15 protein-coding genes and 2 tRNA genes are annotated in these 19,125 nt (G+C 58.4%); 1 reads left to right on the top strand and 16 read right to left on the bottom strand.

What is annotated here, in order from left to right; all coding sequences use genetic code 11:
- The first annotated feature begins 295 nt into the window (after nucleotides 1-295).
- Nucleotides 296-670 (top strand): helix-turn-helix domain-containing protein, encoded by a 375-nt coding sequence (locus tag J2X19_RS25785; RefSeq protein WP_310377300.1) that lies wholly within the window; start codon nucleotides 296-298, stop codon nucleotides 668-670.
- A gap of 363 nt (nucleotides 671-1,033) precedes the next feature.
- Here the strand turns inward: J2X19_RS25785 and J2X19_RS25780 are convergent.
- From J2X19_RS25780 to J2X19_RS25705, 16 genes are all read right to left on the bottom strand, one after another.
- A tRNA-Phe gene (locus tag J2X19_RS25780) sits at nucleotides 1,034-1,109 on the bottom strand.
- 24 nt (nucleotides 1,110-1,133) lie between these two features.
- Nucleotides 1,134-1,823, bottom strand: a complete 690-nt coding sequence (locus J2X19_RS25775) for a response regulator (protein WP_310377298.1) — start codon at nucleotides 1,821-1,823, stop codon at nucleotides 1,134-1,136.
- 41 nt (nucleotides 1,824-1,864) lie between these two features.
- Complete coding sequence (locus J2X19_RS25770; RefSeq protein ID WP_310377296.1) at nucleotides 1,865-4,129, bottom strand: sensor histidine kinase; 2,265 nt, start codon at nucleotides 4,127-4,129, stop codon at nucleotides 1,865-1,867.
- Nucleotides 4,126-4,728: a DUF4390 domain-containing protein gene (locus J2X19_RS25765; RefSeq protein WP_310377294.1), complete on the bottom strand. Its 603-nt coding sequence runs from the start codon at nucleotides 4,726-4,728 to the stop codon at nucleotides 4,126-4,128. The genes J2X19_RS25770 and J2X19_RS25765 overlap by 4 nt, the downstream gene beginning before the upstream one ends.
- Nucleotides 4,718-6,058: a 16S rRNA (cytosine(967)-C(5))-methyltransferase RsmB gene (gene rsmB / locus J2X19_RS25760; RefSeq protein WP_310377291.1), complete on the bottom strand. Its 1,341-nt coding sequence runs from the start codon at nucleotides 6,056-6,058 to the stop codon at nucleotides 4,718-4,720. The genes J2X19_RS25765 and rsmB overlap by 11 nt, the downstream gene beginning before the upstream one ends.
- Before the next feature lie 38 nt (nucleotides 6,059-6,096).
- The gene (locus J2X19_RS25755) at nucleotides 6,097-6,624 is read right to left on the bottom strand and encodes a LemA family protein (protein ID WP_310377289.1); all 528 of its coding nucleotides are present in this window, start codon (nucleotides 6,622-6,624) and stop codon (nucleotides 6,097-6,099) included.
- A 112-nt stretch (nucleotides 6,625-6,736) separates the two neighbouring features.
- Nucleotides 6,737-10,960, bottom strand: coding sequence for a DNA-directed RNA polymerase subunit beta' (gene rpoC, locus J2X19_RS25750; protein WP_116606969.1), 4,224 nt, complete (start codon nucleotides 10,958-10,960; stop codon nucleotides 6,737-6,739).
- Nucleotides 10,961-10,986: 26 nt separating this feature from the next.
- A complete protein-coding gene (rpoB, locus tag J2X19_RS25745) occupies nucleotides 10,987-15,099 on the bottom strand; it encodes a DNA-directed RNA polymerase subunit beta (protein WP_310377286.1) in 4,113 nt (1,370 codons plus the stop codon).
- A 267-nt stretch (nucleotides 15,100-15,366) separates the two neighbouring features.
- Complete coding sequence (rplL, locus tag J2X19_RS25740; RefSeq protein WP_092762889.1) at nucleotides 15,367-15,738, bottom strand: 50S ribosomal protein L7/L12; 372 nt, start codon at nucleotides 15,736-15,738, stop codon at nucleotides 15,367-15,369.
- 95 nt (nucleotides 15,739-15,833) lie between these two features.
- Complete coding sequence (gene rplJ, locus J2X19_RS25735; protein ID WP_092762873.1) at nucleotides 15,834-16,382, bottom strand: 50S ribosomal protein L10; 549 nt, start codon at nucleotides 16,380-16,382, stop codon at nucleotides 15,834-15,836.
- Nucleotides 16,383-16,625: 243 nt separating this feature from the next.
- A complete protein-coding gene (gene rplA, locus J2X19_RS25730; RefSeq protein ID WP_092762875.1) occupies nucleotides 16,626-17,321 on the bottom strand; it encodes a 50S ribosomal protein L1 in 696 nt (231 codons plus the stop codon).
- Nucleotides 17,322-17,753 (bottom strand): 50S ribosomal protein L11, encoded by a 432-nt coding sequence (gene rplK / locus J2X19_RS25725; RefSeq protein WP_092762877.1) that lies wholly within the window; start codon nucleotides 17,751-17,753, stop codon nucleotides 17,322-17,324. It abuts the gene before it with no gap.
- Between the two features lie 125 nt (nucleotides 17,754-17,878).
- On the bottom strand, nucleotides 17,879-18,466 hold the full coding sequence (gene nusG / locus J2X19_RS25720) for a transcription termination/antitermination protein NusG (RefSeq protein ID WP_310377282.1): 588 nt from the start codon (nucleotides 18,464-18,466) through the stop codon (nucleotides 17,879-17,881).
- Nucleotides 18,466-18,849, bottom strand: coding sequence for a preprotein translocase subunit SecE (secE, locus tag J2X19_RS25715; RefSeq protein WP_116606972.1), 384 nt, complete (start codon nucleotides 18,847-18,849; stop codon nucleotides 18,466-18,468). The genes nusG and secE overlap by 1 nt, the downstream gene beginning before the upstream one ends.
- A gap of 97 nt (nucleotides 18,850-18,946) precedes the next feature.
- Nucleotides 18,947-19,022: transfer RNA gene (locus tag J2X19_RS25710), tRNA-Trp, on the bottom strand.
- Nucleotides 19,023-19,032: 10 nt separating this feature from the next.
- On the bottom strand, nucleotides 19,033-19,125 hold a 93-nt coding region (locus J2X19_RS25705), incomplete at its 5' end, for an EF-Tu C-terminal domain-related protein (protein ID WP_473198107.1).

The raw sequence follows: 19,125 nt of genomic DNA, 5'->3' as shown, positions 1-19,125 counted from the left end.
CAAGAAACGCCCAGTCCAGCGGACTGGGCGTTTTCTTTAGTGCTTACCTCCAAGCTCTAAAGAAAACGTAAAACGTTTGCAGCAAGCTTGAAAAACAACTCAAATGCGCATTGAAGTTGTTTTTATTAGACGGATCGTTAGTTTATATGCGAACCTGATCCGTCGATTTCCATCGAATGCTTACCGGCGCTGTCGCAGTCTGATAGAAAGCGACCGATGAGTCATTTTGATTCTCCCCCGTATCGCAATATGGTATGTATTCTATTCGGTCGATCCAAAACTAATCAGGGTGAGGGTGCGCGACCAACTCTCCCTCAGCGAGATCGCGAAGCGCACAGGTTTGTCGCGCAACACGGTCAAGAAGTGGCTCAAGGCGCCCGTCGAGGCAGTCCCGAAGCACGAACGGGGCAAGCAGGAAGGTAAGCTCACCGCCTTCGAGCCGACCCTGCAGCAGGCCCTCACGACCGACAGCCATCGGCCTAAACATAGTCGGCGCAGCGCCAGTGCCTTGTTCGCACACATTCAGGCCCAGGGTTACCGGGGCGGCTACCTCCCATGCCGTTGCCGGACCTTCGGCAATCCATTGCCTGAAGTCGCCAGTTCGTTCGGCCTTGTCAAGCTCCTCGTGGTACCAGTGCGTGGCCAAGGTCTGAAGATCGGGCACCGTTAGGATAACCTCGCCAGCCAGTTGAGCTTTCGCCAAGGCGAACGCAGCCTCGCTTCTGGCCCATTCCTCAGCGAACAGCCCTTTCGCTTTGGCTGGTTCTCGGGTTCCCAGCGAACGCTTGTATTCCCGCCCCAAGGTCTCGGCTGAAGCTCAAGCGGGACCTTGCGGCGCAGGTAGTAGATCCCCGTGTCGGGATGCTTGAAAGGTTAGGCCATAAAGGAGCGGCGGAGGGGCGCGTTGCAGCCGCTCATTCTAGGTTTCAAAAGTGTCTCGGTGTACCTGCTTGGTGTACCAAACCAAGAGGCTAGCGCAACGCCAGAAGTACAAAAGCCCTCGATTCTGTCAAGAATCAAGGGCTTGCATTTCTGGTGGCCTGGGGCGGAATCGAACCACCGACACAAGGATTTTCAATCCTCTGCTCTACCGACTGAGCTACCGGGCCTGAGCTTTCAATTATATACCAGAATTAGGCCCGTTTCCCTTTGCCCAACTCTACGCCGAGTTGTTTTAGTTTTCTGTAGAGGTGTGTACGTTCTAAACCGGTTTGTTCGGCAACGCGGGTCATCGAGCCGCCTTCTTGCGCCAAATGAAATTCGAAGTACGCTTTTTCAAATCCATCGCGGGCTTCGCGCAAGGGCTTATCCAGGTCAAAGGTTTGTTGCGATTGGGGGCCCAGCGCGCTAGCGGGGGGCGCGCTCTGGCCAGGAGCGTTGTCCATAAACTCCACTGCCGGTGTTCTTCCCGGGTCTAACGATACCGGTACGCCAGGCACTGCTGTTGGCTTACGTGCAGCATTGCGCGTCAGCGCTTGCTCAACGGCCTTCAGCAGCTTTTGCAGGGTGATGGGCTTCTCAAGAAAGGAGTGCGCGCCGATGCGTGTGGCCTCTACGGCGGTGTCTATGGTGGCGTGGCCGCTCATCATGATGACCGGCATGGTGAGGACCCCCGCGGAGGCCCATTCCTTGAGCAGCGAAACACCATCGGTATCTGGCATCCAGATGTCGAGCAGAACCAGGTCAGGACGACTGCGTAGCCGGGCCTCACGGGCTTCGGCTGCGTTCTCTGCGAGCTCAACGTTATGGCCCTCATCGTTAAGGATCTCGGAAAGCAGATCGCGGATGCCGTGTTCGTCGTCGACCACCAGAATGTTTGCCATGATTGAAGCGTTGGCTCCTGAAAATAATGTGGTGTTTGTTGTTAACCAGCCACGCTGGTCTCGATGGCGAATGATAACGATACTTGCGCGCCATCTACGGCACCATCTACAACACGATTCGATACATCGATGCGGGCGCCATGCTCGTCGGCAATTTTTTTGACGACGGCCAGCCCTAGGCCCGTACCTCGGCTCTTGGTGGTGACGTAGGGTTCAAACGCACGCTTCAAGATATGGTCGGGGAAACCGGTGCCTTGGTCGCGGACCACCAGGCGGACGCGTTGGGCCGCAGAGACCCATTGGGTGCGCAGGCTGACCTCGGGTACGAAGTCGGGCCGGCGCGTGGCTTCTGAGGCGTCCTGTGCGTTCTGCAGCAGGTTATGGATGACCTGGCGCAATTGCTCAGCGTCACCCAATATCGGCGGGCACAGCGCATCCAGTTCTGAAGTGATTCTTACCGTCGCCGCATCGTTCTCATAGAGTTGCAGCACATCCTGTACCAGTGCATTCAGATCCAGCGGTTTGAGCTCCGCAGCGGGGAGTCGGGCGTAGTCGCGGAACTCATTGACCAGACGCTTCATGGCATCCACCTGGTCCACAATGGTTTTGACTGATTTCTTGAGCAGTGCTTGCTCGGGATCGGCCAATTTGCTGAGTAGCTTCATTTCCATCCGCTCGGCAGACAGCTGGATCGGCGTCAGCGGATTCTTGATTTCATGGGCTAGCCGGCGGGCCACCTCGCCCCAGGCTTGGGCCCGTTGGGCGGAAACGATTTCCGAGATGTCATCAAAGACTAAAAGACGGTTGCTGCCCGGTAACTCTGCGCCTCTAGCTACTAAAGTAATAGCGTCTTGAGAAAAGGGCGACGCCGTGGCGTTGAGTTCGAAAGACTGTTGCCAGTGGTCCAGCCCGTGGTGGGTTTGCTCGCTCAGGAACACATCGAACTGTGCGTTGACCCGTTTGGCAAAATCCTCCAGGCTTGGCACTTCTGCCAAGGGGCGGCCTTCAAATGCGGCCAAGGGAACGCGCAGGATGCGGGTGGCGCCCGGGTTGCTGGACTGGATCAGGCCTTGGGCATCCAGCACGATCACGCCGGCGGTGAGGTTGTCCAGAATGGTTTGCAGATTGGCCCGGGCGGCGTTGACCTGGGCCATGCTGTGGTCCACCGCGGACCGCGCGTCGGCCAGCTGCTGCGTCATGTTGGCAAAGGAACGGGTCAGGCCGCCGAGCTCATCCCGGCCTTGCAGCACGGCCTTGGGTGTCAAGTCGCCTTCCGCCACCTGGCGCACGCCTTCGGCCAGCAGCAGCAGCGGACGGGCCAATTGGTTGCCTAGCAACACGGCCAACAGTACCGCGCCGAACACGGCCAGAAACAGGCTGAGGGTCAGCGTGCCGATGTACATGCGCTTGAGGCCGCTGCGCGCGAGGGCACGCTCCTGGTACTCGCGGTTTGCCGTTTGTACCGCCATGGCATTGGCGACCAGTGCCGGCGGCAGGGCCTGTACCACTTGCAGAAACCGCGGTTCGGCCAGCAGCCCCAGCCCTCGGCTGGAGACCAAAGCCAGGGCTTTGATATGGGCGGTAGATTCGGCTGCTGTGCCGGTTTCGTCCAGGCCTTCAATCGCGGCCACCGCGCGCTGGCTGCGCACATTGCGCAGCTGTTGTGGGCTGGGACGTTCGGGGTTGAGCAGAAAGCGCGATTGGCCTACGCTGGCGATCAGCTGGCCACTGGCGCTCCACAGCACCACATCGTTGGCATCCAGCTGGTCGCGGATGCGCTCCAGCGTCAGGCCTGCCGCAGCATCCGGTATATCGGCGAGCTGGCTACCGGCGCTACGGGCTTTGTCGGCCATTCCATTGGCCAGAATGTCGAGGGTGGTGCGTCCCAGATTGACCCCGGCGTCCAACGCACCTTCGACCTTGACGTCGAACCAGCTCTCGATGGAGCGCGACACGAACTGGTAGGACACCACGTAGATCAGCAAGCCCGGCATCAGGCCGACCAGGGCGAAAATGGTGGCCAGTTTGACCAGCAGGCGGCTGCCAAATTTGCCGCGCCGCAGGCGGATCAGCAAGCGCACCGCCATCCAGGCAATGACCGCAAACAGCACGGCGGCCACCACCACATTGACCGCAAACAGGCGCGCATAGTTGCGCTCGTACAGCTCGCGGTTATTGGTCGACTGTGTGAGCAGCAGCAGCAGTATCAGTCCGATCGCCATCACCACCACCGCGCCGACGCCCCAGGCCCAGCGTAGCGCACGCGGATTGCGCGTACCGCGGGAGGCTGGCTGGGGCGGGCTCACTTGGGGTTTTCGGCCGTGAGCCGCAGATTGCGCGAACCGGACAGGTTCCAGTCGGTTTGGCCCAGTGCGCCGATTTGCAGCGGGCGCGGCAGCTGCGATACATCGAGCTGGAAGCTGAATTCGAGATGGGTCTTGCCGTCGAATTCGATGTCGGCCGCGTCGGCGATGCGCCAGCGGGACAGGCGTTGGACGCTGGCCAATGCATCGGGCAGGGATTCGAAGTTCTGGCTCAGCACCACCCCCAGGCCGCTATTGCCTATGGGCGTGGGCGCGATGTTCAGGCGCCAGCGCCGCGTCAGCGGCTGGTAGGCCAGCCGCATGTAGCGAAACTGGTGGGTAACAGAGCGGTCCGACCAGTACCAGCGGTCGCGCAGTACCTCGATTTCGGCGACGAAGTACATCGGAATGCCTTTGTGCAGCGCATCTTCTACCAGGCCGGGCAGCTCGAACTTGAGGTTGGAGGAGAAAAATACGCCAGCATCACTGCGCTCGACCTGCATCTGGTTGATCTCAACCAAGGTGCTTTGCGCCTGGGCCAGGGGCAGATAGCAGAACAGGGCATAGACGCAGAACCGCAGTGCCGCCCGTTTAGAGCACACGTTTTTCCAGCAGAGCGTAAAAAAATCCATCGTTGTCACAAATTCGATTGTCCGGGACACCGGCGACAGAAGCCCAGGTGCGGGGCATTAAATGGCCGGGAGAATCGTGTAAATGGGCTTCGGTGTGGTGTGCAAGGAACGTTTCAATCTGGTCTTGGCCCTCGGCCCGGAATACCGAGCAGGTGCAGTACAGCAGGCGCCCGCCGGGCCGCAGCAAGGGCCACAGTCGCTGCAGCAGGCTGGCTTGCAGTACGGCCAATTGTGCAATATCCGTTTCACGGCGTAGCCAGCGCACATCCGGGTGGCGCCGCACGATGCCGGACGCAGTGCAGGGCGCATCGAGCAGGATGGCGTCGAAGAGCTGGCCATCCCACCAGGTATCGGGCTGGTTGGCGTCGGCCACCACCAGCTTGGCCTGCAGGCCTTGGCGTTGCAGGTTTTGCTGGATGCGCTCGCAGCGCGTGGCGTCGATATCCAGTGCCGTCAATTCGGCTTGCACCAGCTCCAGCAGATGGGCTGTTTTGCCGCCGGGGGCGGCGCAGGCGTCCAGAATCCGCAAAGGCTGCGTGCGGTCCAGGCCTTGCAGCAGCAAGGGCGCTGCCAGCTGGGCGGCCGCATCCTGGACCGAGATGGCGCCTTCAGAAAACCCGGGGATGTCGTGTACCGGGCGCGGCTGGGCCAGGGCGATGCCCGAGTCGCCCACCAGGAATGCTTCAATATTGATAGCTGCTAGCGCAGATAGGGATTGCGCTGGAGTCGATTTTTGTGCATTAACCCGCAATGTCATCGGGGCGTGCTGGTTATTCGCCTGCAAAATTTCCTGCCAACGCTGTGGCTGCTCTTGCTTGAGCCGCTGTATCCACCAGCGCGGATGGTTCCACACGGCGACCGGATCCCGGTCGGTGGCGCTGACCAAGGCGTCCCGCTCGCGCAGAAAGCGGCGCAGACAGGCGTTGATGAAGCTGGCCTGGGCCCGGGCCGGGCCCCGGTTCGCGGCTTCCACGGCCTGGTCGACCAAGGTGAAGACCGCATACGGCGCCGCAGCCTCGTCCCACACCAGGGCCAGCGCGGTGCACAGCAGGGCATCTGCGGGCGGTGGGGGCGGGCGCTTGGCCAATTGCACGCGCAAGGCCTCGGCGCGGCCCAAATTGCGCAAGGTATGGAACACCAGGGCTTGCACGCCGGGGCGCAGCGGGCTGTCCACTGCGGCCAGGGCGGGGGTGGCCGACGCACCATTGCGCACGGCATGCAAGACCTCGGCCGCCGCCTGGAGTTGGCGCCATAGCGGAATCTGCGCAGGGGAGTGTGGGGGGGCGTCTGGGCGGGTCATATTCTCAATGCGTATCGTCAAATAAAGGGGACAGCGGTTTACAGCGGCTGGGCCGCGCGAAAACCGAACAGCCACGCAAGCAGCAGTGCCGGGAATTGTGTGATGGCGCTGTTGTAGCCATGTACCGCTTGGGTGAATAGCGGCTTGGTGTGCTCGACATGCCGCTGGATCTCGGCCCATTGCGGCGGCAAAGTCTCGGCCAGCGCCTGGCCATCGCATCCCCGGCCCTCGGTCGCCACGCGCAACCAGGCCATTTGCAGTACCTGGTCGGCTGCCGCCAAAGCGGCTATGGCTGCCGCATCCAGGGGGTGGCTGCGCGCCACCGCCAGCGAGGCCGCAAATTGCGCATGCGCGCCATACAAACCAGACCATGCGGTAGACGGTGTGCCGCTCTCTGCGGGAGGGCAGGCTGGCAGCAATTCGCTATAGCGCTGCAGCAGCGGGGCGAGCGTGGCAAACGCGCGTACCGCTTGACCGCGCAGGCGTACCAGCCGGTTGTAGGCCCCGACGGACCAGAACAGCAGCAGGGCGGCCAGGCCCCACCCAACGATGGATCCGGAAATCACGATATACCTTTGCGGAAGCTGTCTTGCGACTGGATGTGGCGCACATAAAAAAACACCCCAAATCCACCAGAGATGGATTTGAGGTGCCTTGGTGCGCAGTGCGTGGCGTAGCTTATTCGCCTACGGAGCCCTCGCCGCTTTCAGACAGCGCGGTAGCTTCTTGGGCGCCAGCCAGTTCGGCGGCTTCGGACTCTGCAATGGCGCGGCGCTCGGCGTCGTCCATCAAGTCCTTGGCCAGGCGAGCCTGGTGGTAGGCCATGCCGGTGCCAGCGGGGATCAGGCGGCCGACGATCACGTTTTCCTTCAGACCACGCAGTTCGTCGCGCTTGCCCATGATGGCGGCTTCGGTCAACACGCGCGTGGTTTCCTGGAAGGACGCGGCGCTGATGAAGCTGTCAGTAGACAAGGAGGCCTTGGTAATACCCAGCAACAGGTTGGTAAACGTCGCAGGAGTCTTGCCTTCGGCGCGCAAGGCGTCGTTGGTGTCGAGCATTTCGCTACGTTCAACTTGTTCCCCGTTGATGTAACCGGATTCACCGGCGTTCTCCACCACCACGCGGCGCAGCATCTGGCGCACGATCACTTCAATGTGCTTGTCGTTGATCTTCACGCCTTGCAAGCGGTACACGTCCTGCACTTCGTCCACGATGTAGCGGGCCAGCTCTTCCATGCCCAGCAAGCGCAAGATGTCTTGTGGGTCGGCTGGGCCGTCCACAATGTTTTCGCCCTTGTTGACCACTTGGCCTTCGTGCACCAGGATGCTCTTTTCCTTGGGGATCAGCTCGTCCCAGACCGTACCTTCGGGATCGGTGATCTGCAGGCGAACCTTGCCCTTGGTTTCCTTGCCGAACGACACGGTACCGGTCATTTCGGCCAGCATGCCCTTGTCCTTTGGCGTACGCGCTTCGAACAGCTCGGCCACACGGGGCAGACCGCCGGTAATGTCGCGGGTCTTCTGGCCTTCGATCGGGATACGGGCCAGCACTTCGCCGCGGCCCACTTCCTGGCCGTCGCGCACCTGGATCAGTGCACCGATCGGGAAGCCGATGGTTACCGAGTGGTCGGTGCCGGTGATCTTCACTTCGTTGCCATTGGCATCGATCAGCTTGACCTGCGGGCGCACCACCTTGGCAGCGCCGCGGCGCTTAGGATCGATGACCACCATGGTCGACAAGCCGGTGACTTCGTCCACTTGGCGAGCTACCGTCAGGCCTTCTTCCACATTCTCGAATTTGCTGGTACCAGCGAACTCGGTAATGATGGGGCGCGTCAGCGGATCCCAGTTCGCCAGAATCGTACCGGCCTTGACAGCCTGGTCTGCCGTCACCGACAGAATCGCGCCGTAAGGCACTTTGTGGCGTTCGCGTTCGCGGCCATGCTCGGTGATGATGATTTCACCGGAGCGGGCAATCACGACCAGCTCGTTCTTGCTGTTGGTCACATAGCGCATCGTGGCGTTGAAGCCGATCGTGCCGTTGGACTTGGCTTCCACGCTGGAGGCGATGGCGGCACGGGATGCCGCACCACCGATGTGGAAGGTACGCATGGTCAGCTGGGTACCGGGTTCGCCGATGGACTGGGCTGCAATCACGCCCACAGCCTCGCCGCCGTTGATCAGACCACCACGGCCCAGATCGCGGCCATAGCACTTGGCGCAGATGCCGAAGCGGGTAGCACAGGTCAGCGCGGTACGCACCTTGACTTCGTCCACACCAGCGGTTTCCAAGATGTCGAGCATGTCCTCGTCCATCATGGCACCGGCGCTAGCGAGGACCGAGCGGTCTTCAGGGTGCAGCACATCTTCGGCTGCGGTACGACCCAGAATGCGGTCGCGCAGCGATTCGATGACTTCACCGCCTTCAACGATGGCGCGCATCAGGTAGCCGTTGGCCGTGCCGCAGTCGTTTTCGGTCACGACCAAGTCCTGCGTCACATCGACCAGACGGCGGGTCAGGTAACCCGAGTTGGCGGTCTTCAGTGCCGTATCCGCGAGACCCTTACGGGCACCGTGGGTGGAAATGAAGTACTCCAACACGTTCAGGCCTTCGCGGAAGTTCGCGGTAATCGGCGTTTCAATGATCGAGCCATCCGGCTTGGCCATCAAACCCCGCATACCGGCCACCTGGCGGATCTGCGCTGCAGAACCGCGGGCGCCGGAGTCAGCCATCATGTAGATGGAGTTGAACGACTCTTGCTCGACTTCCTTGCCGTTTCGGTCGATGGTTTTCTCTTTGGAGAGCTGGGCCATCATCACCTTGGACACTTCGTCGCCGGCCTTGCCCCAGATGTCCACCACCTTGTTGTAGCGCTCGCCGGAGGTTACCAGGCCAGACACGTACTGGTTGGCGATTTCTTTGACTTCCTTTTCAGCGCGGGCAATGATGCCGTGCTTTTCTTGTGGCACCAGCATGTCGTCGATGCAGATCGAGATACCGGCCTTGGTTGCCAGGCGGAAACCGTTTTGCAACAGCTTGTCGGCAAACACCACGGTCTCTTTCAATCCGCACTTGCGGAACGACACGTTGATCAGCTTGGAAATTTCCTTCTTCTTCAACGCCTTGTTGATGTTGGAGAAAGGCAGGCCCTTGGGCAGGATTTCCGACAGCAGCGCACGGCCAGCGGTGGTTTCCCACAGCTTGGTCGATGGCTCGAATTCACCGGTTTCCTTGTTCTTGGTGTATTCGGTCAAACGCACATTGATGCGGGCGGTCAGTTCGACCTGGCCGGCGTCAAAGGCGCGCTGCACTTCGCCGGTGTCCGAGAAGATCAGGCCTTCACCCTTGCCATTCACACGGTCACGGGTCGTGTAGTACAGACCCAGCACCACGTCTTGCGATGGCACGATGGAGGGCTCGCCGTTGGCGGGGAACAAGATGTTGTTCGAAGCCAGCATCAGTGTGCGGGCTTCCATCTGGGCTTCCACCGACAGCGGTACGTGCACAGCCATTTGGTCACCGTCGAAGTCGGCGTTGAAGGCCGAGCAAACCAGGGGGTGCAACTGGATGGCCTTGCCTTCGATCAGGATGGGCTCAAACGCCTGGATACCCAAACGGTGCAGCGTAGGCGCACGGTTCAGCATCACGGGGTGCTCTTTGATGACCTCTTCCAGGATGTCCCAGACCACTGGCGTACCCGATTCAACTTCTTTCTTCGCCGCCTTGATGGTGGTGGCGATGCCCATGGCTTCCAGGCGCGAGAAGATGAATGGCTTGAACAGTTCCAGAGCCATCAGCTTGGGCAGGCCGCACTGGTGCAGCTTGAGGGTTGGGCCTACCACAATGACCGAACGGCCAGAGTAGTCGACGCGCTTACCCAACAAGTTCTGGCGGAAACGGCCGCTCTTGCCCTTGATCATGTCGGCCAGCGATTTCAGCGCGCGCTTGTTGGCACCGGTCATGGCTTTGCCACGGCGACCGTTGTCCAGCAGCGAGTCAACCGCTTCTTGCAGCATGCGCTTTTCGTTGCGGGCGATGATTTCCGGTGCTTTCAATTCCAGCAAACGGCGCAGACGGCTGTTGCGATTGATCACGCGGCGGTACAGGTCGTTCAGGTCGGAGGTCGCGAAGCGGCCACCATCCAGCGGCACCAGCGGACGCAGGTCCGGCGGCAGCACGGGCAACACATTCAGCACCATCCACTCGGGCTTGATGCCCGACTTCTTGAATGCTTCCAGCAGCTTGAGGCGCTTGGCGTTCTTCTTGATCTTGACTTCGGAACCGGTCAGATCGTTGCGCAGACGTTCGATGGAAGAATCGATTTCGATGGCTTCCAGCAAGTCCTTGATGCCTTCCGCGCCCATCTTGGCCACGAATTCGTCGCCGTATTCCTTGGTCTTCGCATCAAAGTCATCTTCCGACATGATCGCGAATTTCTTCAGCGGGGTCATGCCGGGGTCGGTCACCACATAGGCTTCAAAGTACAGCACGCGTTCGATGTCGCGCAGTGTCATGTCAAGCACCAGGCCTAGACGCGATGGCAGCGATTTGAGGAACCAGATGTGGGCGCAGGGCGCGGCCAGATCGATGTGGCCCATGCGTTCGCGGCGCACCTTGGTCTGGGTGACTTCAACGCCACACTTCTCGCAGATTACGCCGCGGTGCTTGAGGCGTTTGTACTTGCCGCACAGGCATTCGTAGTCTTTGATAGGGCCAAAAATCTTGGCGCAAAACAGACCATCGCGCTCTGGCTTGAAGGTACGGTAGTTGATGGTTTCTGGCTTCTTCACTTCACCGAAAGACCAGGACCGAATTTTTTCGGGCGAGGCCATACCGATCCGAATTGCATCGAAATGCGCATCGGGCGTGAACTGCTTGAACAGGTCGAGTAATGATTTCATGGGTTAAATCCTTTTCTTGTCCGCAATTAGCTACGCTCGAGTTCGATGTCCAGGCCGAGGGAACGAATTTCCTTGACCAGCACGTTGAACGATTCCGGCATACCTGCTTCGATGGCGTGTTCGCCCTTGACGATGCTTTCATACACCTTGGTACGACCGACCACGTCATCCGACTTGACAGTGAGCATTTCCTGCAGGGTGTAGGAGGCGCCGTACGCTTCCAGCGCCCACACTTCCATTTCCCCGAAACGCTGGCCACCGAACTGGGCTTTACCGCCCAATGGTTGTTGTGTGACCAGACTGTAAGGACCGGTGGAGCGGGCGTGCATCTTGTCGTCGACCAAATGGTGCAACTTCAAGAAGTGCATATAGCCCACCGTGGTTGGACGTTCAAAAGGCTCACCCGAGCGGCCATCAAACAGATTGGCCTGGGTACGCGTAATGGTCAAACCCTTGTGCTTGGCTATGTCATCGGGATACGCCAATTGCAGCATGCCGCGGATGTCTTCTTCCGAGGCGCCGTCAAACACCGGCGTTGCAAAGGTGACCCCTTGGGCCATGTTGGCAGCCATGTCGAACACTTCCTGGTCGCTGAGCTGGCTCAGGTCTTCCTTGCGGCCGGAGCCGTTGTACAGCTTGTCCATGAAGCTACGGACTTCCGCCACCTTGGCTTCGGCTTGCAGCATGTCACCGATGCGCTGGCCAATACCCTTTGCAGCCCAACCCAGATGCACTTCCAGCACCTGGCCGACGTTCATCCGTGATGGCACGCCCAGCGGGTTCAGGCAGATATCGCAAGGTGTGCCATCGGCCATGTAAGGCATGTCTTCGACTGGAACGATCTTGGAAACCACACCCTTGTTACCGTGGCGGCCGGCCATCTTGTCACCTGGTTGCAAGCGGCGCTTGACGGCCAGGTAGACCTTGACCATCTTCAACACGCCTGCGGGCAACTCGTCACCTTGCGTGAGCTTCTTGCGCTTTTCTTCAAAAGCCAGGTCGAAGCTATGGCGGGTTTGTTCCAGCGAGTTCTTGATGGATTCGAGTTGCGTTGCCACTTCATCTTCGGCGGGACGGATGTCGAACCAGTGGAATTTCTCCACCGAGGACAGATAGGCTTTGTCGAGCTTGGTGCCCTTGGCCAGCTTTTGTGGGCCGCCGTTGGCGACACGACCTGTCAACAGCTTTTCGATACGGTCGAAAGCATCTGCCTCGACGATGCGCAGCTGGTCGTTCAGGTCCAAGCGGAAGCGCTTGAGTTCATCGTCAATGATCTGCTGGGCACGCTTGTCGCGCACGATGCCTTCACGGGTGAAGACTTGCACGTCAATCACGGTACCTTGCGAGCCTTGGTCGACGCGCAGGGATGTGTCTTTCACGTCGCTGGCTTTTTCACCGAAGATGGCACGCAGCAGTTTTTCTTCTGGCGTCAGGGTGGTCTCACCCTTGGGTGTGACCTTGCCGACCAGCGTATCGCCGGGCTGCACTTCTGCACCCACGTAGATGATGCCGGACTCGTCGAGGCGGTTCAGCTGCTGCTCGCTCAGGTTCGGAATATCGCGGGTGATTTCTTCGGCACCCAGCTTGGTATCACGGGCCATCACCACCAGCTCCTCGATGTGGATCGAGGTGTAGCGGTCATCGGCCACTACCCGTTCGGAGATCAAAATCGAATCTTCGAAGTTGTAGCCGTTCCAGGGCATGAAGGCGATCAGCATGTTCTGCCCGATCGCGATCTCTCCCAGATCGGTGGAGGCGCCGTCGGCGATCACGTCACCCTTGGCCAAGCGGTCGCCCTTTTTGACGATGGGACGCTGGTGGATATTGGTGTTCTGGTTGGAACGCTGGTACTTGATCAGGTTGTAGATGTCCACGCCCACTTCGCCAGCCAGCGCTTCGGCGTCGTTCACCCGGATCACGATGCGGGTGGCGTCCACGTAATCGACCAGGCCGCCACGGGTGGCCGTTACCACGGTGCCCGAGTCCACTGCGGCAACGCGCTCGATGCCGGTGCCGACCATGGGCTTTTCCGGACGCAGCACGGGGACGGCTTGGCGCGACATGTTGGCGCCCATCAAGGCGCGGTTTGCATCATCGTGTTCCAGGAACGGCACGAGTGAGGCTGCGACAGAGACGATCTGGGCGGGCGACACGTCCATGTACTGCACGCGCTCAGCGCCCACCAGGATAGATTCGCCTTTTTCACGGGCCGAAACCAGGTCGCCGGAGAGCTTGCCTTCCTTGTCCAGGGCCGCATTGGCTTGGGCGATCACATATTTGCCTTCTTCGATGGCCGACAGGTAATCGATGTCGTTGGTCACCTTGCTGTCCACCACGCGGCGATACGGCGTTTCGATGAAGCCGTACTCGTTAAGGCGGGCATACAAGGCCAGCGAGTTGATCAGACCAATGTTCGGGCCTTCGGGCGTTTCAATCGGGCATACGCGACCGTAATGGGTCACGTGCACGTCACGCACTTCGAAGCCGGCACGTTCGCGGGTCAAACCGCCCGGGCCAAGGGCCGAGACGCGGCGCTTGTGGGTGATTTCCGCCAGTGGGTTGGTTTGGTCCATGAACTGGGACAGCTGCGATGCACCGAAGAACTCTTTGAGCGCGGCGGAAATCGGCTTGCTGTTGATCAGGTCGTGCGGCATCAGCGGCTCTTGCTCGGCCTGACCCAGACGTTCCTTCACGGCTTTTTCAATCCGGGCCAAACCGGCGCGGTATTGGTTCTCTGCCAGCTCACCCACGCAACGCACACGGCGGTTACCCAGATGGTCGATGTCATCGACTTCACCGCGGCCATTGCGCAGATCCACCAGAATCTTGACAACCGCCAAGATGTCTTCGTTGGTCAGCACCATGGGGCCGGTGGATTCGTCGCGGCCCATCTTGGCGTTGAACTTCATGCGGCCAACGCGCGACAGGTCGTAGGTGTCGGGGTTGTAGAACAAACGCTGGAACAGCGCTTGGACTGCATCTTCCGTTGGAGGCTCGCCAGGACGCATCATGCGATAGATGGCAACGCGGGCGGCAAACTCGTCCACCGTTTCATCGCTGCGCAAGGTTTGCGAGATGTAGGCGCCTTGGTCCAGCTCGTTGGTGTAGATACATTGCAGGTCTTGTACACCGGCACTGCGCAGCTTCTTGAGCAGTACTTCGGTCAACTCCTCGTTGGCCTTAGCAATGATTTCACCAGTGTCGCCATCGACAATATTCTTGGCGACCACGCGGCCCACCAGGAAGTCTTCCGGCACGCTGATGTGGGTCGTGTTCGACTGCTCCATATCGCGGGTATGGCGTGCAGTAATGCGCTTGTCTTTTGCGACGACAACTTTGCCTGCCTTATCCGTGATGTCGAAGCGGGCCACTTCGCCGCGTAGACGTTCAGCGACAAATTCCATTTGTGCGCCACTGTCCATCAGACGGAAGTTGTCGTTGACGAAGAAGTTGGCCAAGATGGATTCTGGTGTAAGGCCGATGGCCTTGAGCAGGATCGTGACTGGCATCTTGCGGCGACGGTCGACGCGGAAGTACAGCACGTCCTTGGGGTCGAATTCGAAATCGAGCCAGGAGCCGCGGTAAGGAATCACGCGTGCGGAGAACAAGAGCTTGCCCGAGCTGTGGGTCTTGCCCTTGTCGTGTTCAAAAAACACGCCGGGAGAACGGTGCAGCTGCGAAACGATGACGCGTTCGGTTCCATTGATGATGAAGGAGCCCTTTTCCGTCATGAGCGGTACTTCGCCCATATAGACTTCTTGCTCTTTCACTTCTTTGATCACCTTGGACTGCGAAGTGGAGGATTCACGGTCATAAATAATCAACTGCACTTTGGCGCGCACGGCCGAGGCGAAGGTCAGGCCGCGGGTCTGGCATTCGCGCACATCGAAGGCGGGCTTGGCCAAGTTGTACTCAACGTACTTCATCTCGACAAAGCCATTGTGCGAGACGATTGGGAACGCTGCATCAAACGCTGCTTGCAGACCTTCCACAGTACGTTTTTGGGGGGCAATATCTGCTTGTAAAAATGCGGTGTAAGCATCTTTTTGCATTTGCAGCAGATAAGGGACTTCAAGCACGCTGTCGCGGCTTCCGAAATTTTTGCGAATGCGTTTGCGTTCGGTGTACGTATAAGCCATGAGATCTCCGGGGGCAAGGACTTGGGAGTCCTGGGGGGCCTGTCAACTGTCGCGTTGGGCATCATGCACAACAAACTTGGCGGTTGGCCACTACCAACCATGGCGGACGATTGCGCATTGCACGCAATCCGAACCAAGGCATCTTCTGCAGTCGGGGCCAGAAGACACTGAAAAACAGGCGTTAAAGGCCTGTTTTTCAGTGCTCTCTTACAAGCACGAAAGGCTGGGGGCCCTTTCGGAGCACCCCAGCCCTTGTAACCAAGTCGATTACTTCAGTTCGACCTTGGCGCCGGCTTCCACCAGCTTCTTCATGGCTGCGTCGGCGTCAGCCTTGGCAATGCCTTCCTTGACAGCCTTGGGGGCGCCGTCGACCAGGTCCTTGGCTTCTTTCAAGCCCAGGCCGGTGATTTCGCGCACAGCCTTAATGACCGACACCTTGTTCGCGCCAGCTTCGAGCAGAACGACGTTGAATTCGGTCTTTTCTTCAGCAGCGGCAGCAGGGCCTGCGGCGGCAGCGGGGCCTGCCATAGCGGCAGCGCTCACGCCAAACTTCTCTTCGATGGCTTTCACCAGGTCGTTGAGTTCCAGGACCGTCATGCTGTCAAGCGCGGTCAAAAATGCGTCTTTATCGAATGCCATTTTGATTTCCAGTTTTTTCAATTGGGGACAGTGCGAGCTGTATGCAAGTAACTGTCCAACAAAGTTTTTTGAATACCAGCTTAAACTTCTAGAAGTTAGGCTGGAGCAACCTCAGCTGCCACTTCAGGGGCTGCTTCGGCTGCTGGTTCGGAAGAACCTGCGCCTTTTTTGTCCGCCAATGCAGCCAGCACACGTGCCGTACGCGAAATGGGGGATTGCATCAAGCCCAACAACTGTGCCAACAAAACTTCCTTGGAAGGAATGCTTGCCAGTTGCTTAACGCCGTTCACGTCCAGAACTTTTCCACCGAAGGCGCCACCACGAATCACCAACTTGTCGTTGGTCTTCGAGAATTCAGCTACTACTTTTGCAGCAGCTACGGCATCAACAGAAAAGCCATAGATCAGCGGACCGGTCATCTGGTCGGACAAGACTTCAAATGCACTGCCAGCAACAGCACGGCGGGCCAGGGTGTTTTTCAACACGCTCAGGGTCACACCGTTGCTACGCGCTGCCGAGCGCAATTTGGTCATGTCAGCGACCGTGATGCCACGGTATTCCGCCACCACGAGCGTTTGAGCTTTAGCGGCGAGGCTGGTCACATCGGTAATGACCGCTTCTTTCTCACTGCGATTAAGACTCAAGGTCTACTCCTTAAAAAGTGCTGTCAGGCTTTTGCCTTTCAACACGCCACTTTGCAGCGACCAACTGTTTCTGAAATTTCTTCATCTGCAGCGGGATCGCCATCTGCGTTGGTTTTCACTGATTAAGCACAGGCAAGCTGTACACCAACGGTCTTGGATGGCCCACCGGACTGCAACATTTCTGTTGGCAATTCAGTGGCCCACCACTTTGGACAGTCATTGCTGACTGCCCAAGTTTTGCGATTACGCTGCGATGGTTTGCGTGTCGACGCGAACGCCCACACCCATCGTGCTCGAAACCGCTACTTTGCGTAAATACAAACCCTTGCTCGACGCTGGCTTGGCCTTGGTTAGAGCATCGATCAATGCAGCCAAGTTGCCTTGCAACTTGTCAGAGTCAAACGAGCGACGGCCGATGGTGCTGTGCACAATACCGGCTTTGTCAACGCGGAACTGAACTTGACCCGCTTTTGCGTTCTTGACGGCAGTTGCCACGTCTGGGGTAACCGTACCAACCTTGGGGTTAGGCATCAGGCCACGTGGGCCCAGGATCTGACCCAAGGTACCGACGACGCGCATGGCGTCAGGGGCGGCGATCACGATGTCGAAAGGCATGTCGCCAGCCTTGATCATCGCGGCCAGGTCGTCCATACCAACGATGTCGGCGCCAGCGGCCTTGGCTTCTTCAGCCTTGGCACCTTGGGCGAACACAGCGACACGTTTGGTCTTGCCGGTACCGTTAGGCAGCACGACAGCGCCACGCACAACTTGGTCAGATTTCTTGGCATCAATGCCGAGTTGCACAGCCACGTCGATGGATTCATCGAACTTGGCGTTGGCGCACTCTTTGATGATGACCAAAGCATCAGCCAATGGATACAGCTTGGTGCTGTCGATCTTGCCTACAAAGGCTTTCTGTTTCTTGGTCAGCTTGGACATTTACACGCCCTCCACATTCACGCCCATAGAGCGGGCAGTACCAGCGATGGTGCGAACGGCAGCGTCCAGATCGGCCGCTGTCATATCCTTCATCTTGGTCTTTGCAATTTCTTCCAGCTGAGCGCGGGTGATCTTGCCGACCTTGGCGCTGTGCGGTGTGGAAGAACCCTTGTCCAGCTTGATGGACTTCTTGATCAAAACCGTCGCAGGCGGTGTCTTGATGATGAAGGTGAAGCTCTTATCTGCAAATGCAGTGATCACCACGGGCAATGGCAGACCTGGTTCTACGCCTTGGGTCTGCGCATTGAATGCCTTGCAGAACTCCATGATGTTCAAACCACGTTGACCCAATGCGGGGCCGATCGGGGGGGATGGGTTGGCCTTACCGGCTGGTACTTGCAGCTTGATAAAACCGACGATTTTTTTCGCCATTTTTTACTCCTTGCGGGTGTTAACGCTTTTGTTTACCGTGATTGGCAGACATCAGCTCCCCGGGGTTGCGACTCACTAACAACATCCACGCCGAGTCGTAAAGCGTGGAATCCTAAATTTCGACCTTAGGTCTTTTCGATCTGGCTGAATTCCAGCTCGACCGGTGTGGCACGGCCGAAAATCGTAACCGATACGCGCACTTTGCTTTTTTCGTAATTGACTTCTTCGACGGAGCCATTGAAGTCGGTAAACGGACCTTCCTTGACCCGAACAAACTCACCCACCAAGAACTCGACTTTGTGGCGTGGTTTGTCAGTGCCTTCTTGCATCTGGCTAACGATCTTCTGCACTTCTGCTTCAGAGATCGGTGCTGGGCGATTCTTCGCGCCACCGACAAAGCCTGTAACTTTATTGGTGTGCTTTACCAAATGCCAAGACTCATCGTCCATGACCATTTCGACAAACACATAACCAGGAAAAAGACGGCGCTCAGTCGTCTTGCGCTGGCCATTCTTGATTTCAACCACTTCTTCGGTCGGAACCAGAATGCGGGCAAACTTTTGCTGCATGCCCGACTGAAGAATGCGTTCAGTGATGTTGCGTTCGACGGCCTTTTCCATACCGGAATAAGCATGCACGATGTACCAGCGCAGATCAGGATTCACGGGAGTGGCTGGCGTTTCCGTCGCGCCAGTTTCTACAACATCAGTCATTATTTTTTCCAGCCCAGAATTAAGTCGTAAAAAACCCATTCCAGCGTCTTATCAGTGAGCCAGAGGAACAAGGCCATGATCACCACGAAACCAAATACGTACAAAGTCATTTGCGTCGCTTCTTTGCGCGTAGGCCAGACAACCTTTTTGACTTCACGCCATGCATCGCGTCCGAATGCCACCAACTGCTTACCGGGCTCGGAGGACAGAAAGACGCCTACGGCAGCCGCAATCCCAACCAGCAAAGCCGCCCATTGGGCAATCTGTCCTTGTTTGCTAAGGAGGTAAAACGCTGCTAGCGCACCAATCACCAAAACAGCCGACAAACCAAGCTTGGCTTTGTCAGCGTTTGTGTTGATGGTTTCAACTTGCGAAGTGGCCATTTTTGGCTGTTTCCTGCTTCAAATACATGGTGTCTCTTGAGACACAGAAGCCCGTCAGGTCATGACGGGCTTGTTGATTGCCACCTTATGAATTAGGTGGCAGGGGCGGAAGGAATCGAACCATCAACCTTCGGTTTTGGAGACCGACGCTCTGCCAATTGAGCTACGCCCCTACAAAATTAATTAAGCAATGATCTTGGCAACCACACCGGCGCCGACGGTCTTGCCGCCTTCACGGATAGCGAAACGCAGACCTTCTTCCATGGCGATGGGGTT

The organism is Rhodoferax ferrireducens (genome assembly GCF_031458075.1).
GTDB classification, from domain to species: domain Bacteria; phylum Pseudomonadota; class Gammaproteobacteria; order Burkholderiales; family Burkholderiaceae_C; genus Rhodoferax_B; species Rhodoferax_B ferrireducens_A.
The sequence above is the reverse complement of the archived record's forward strand: the minus strand, read 5'-3'. Positions and strand labels throughout refer to the sequence as shown.

Coding starts and splice junctions, on each gene's coding strand:
- rplL (WP_092762889.1), bottom strand. CDS start 15,738: ATGGCATTCGATAAAGACGCATTTTTGACCGCGCTTGACAGCATGACG.
- rpoB (WP_310377286.1), bottom strand. CDS start 15,099: ATGGCTTATACGTACACCGAACGCAAACGCATTCGCAAAAATTTCGGA.
- rplA (WP_092762875.1), bottom strand. CDS start 17,321: ATGTCCAAGCTGACCAAGAAACAGAAAGCCTTTGTAGGCAAGATCGAC.
- secE (WP_116606972.1), bottom strand. CDS start 18,849: ATGGCCACTTCGCAAGTTGAAACCATCAACACAAACGCTGACAAAGCC.
- nusG (WP_310377282.1), bottom strand. CDS start 18,466: ATGACTGATGTTGTAGAAACTGGCGCGACGGAAACGCCAGCCACTCCC.
- rsmB (WP_310377291.1), bottom strand. CDS start 6,058: ATGACCCGCCCAGACGCCCCCCCACACTCCCCTGCGCAGATTCCGCTA.
- J2X19_RS25775 (WP_310377298.1), bottom strand. CDS start 1,823: ATGGCAAACATTCTGGTGGTCGACGACGAACACGGCATCCGCGATCTG.
- rplK (WP_092762877.1), bottom strand. CDS start 17,753: ATGGCGAAAAAAATCGTCGGTTTTATCAAGCTGCAAGTACCAGCCGGT.
- rpoC (WP_116606969.1), bottom strand. CDS start 10,960: ATGAAATCATTACTCGACCTGTTCAAGCAGTTCACGCCCGATGCGCAT.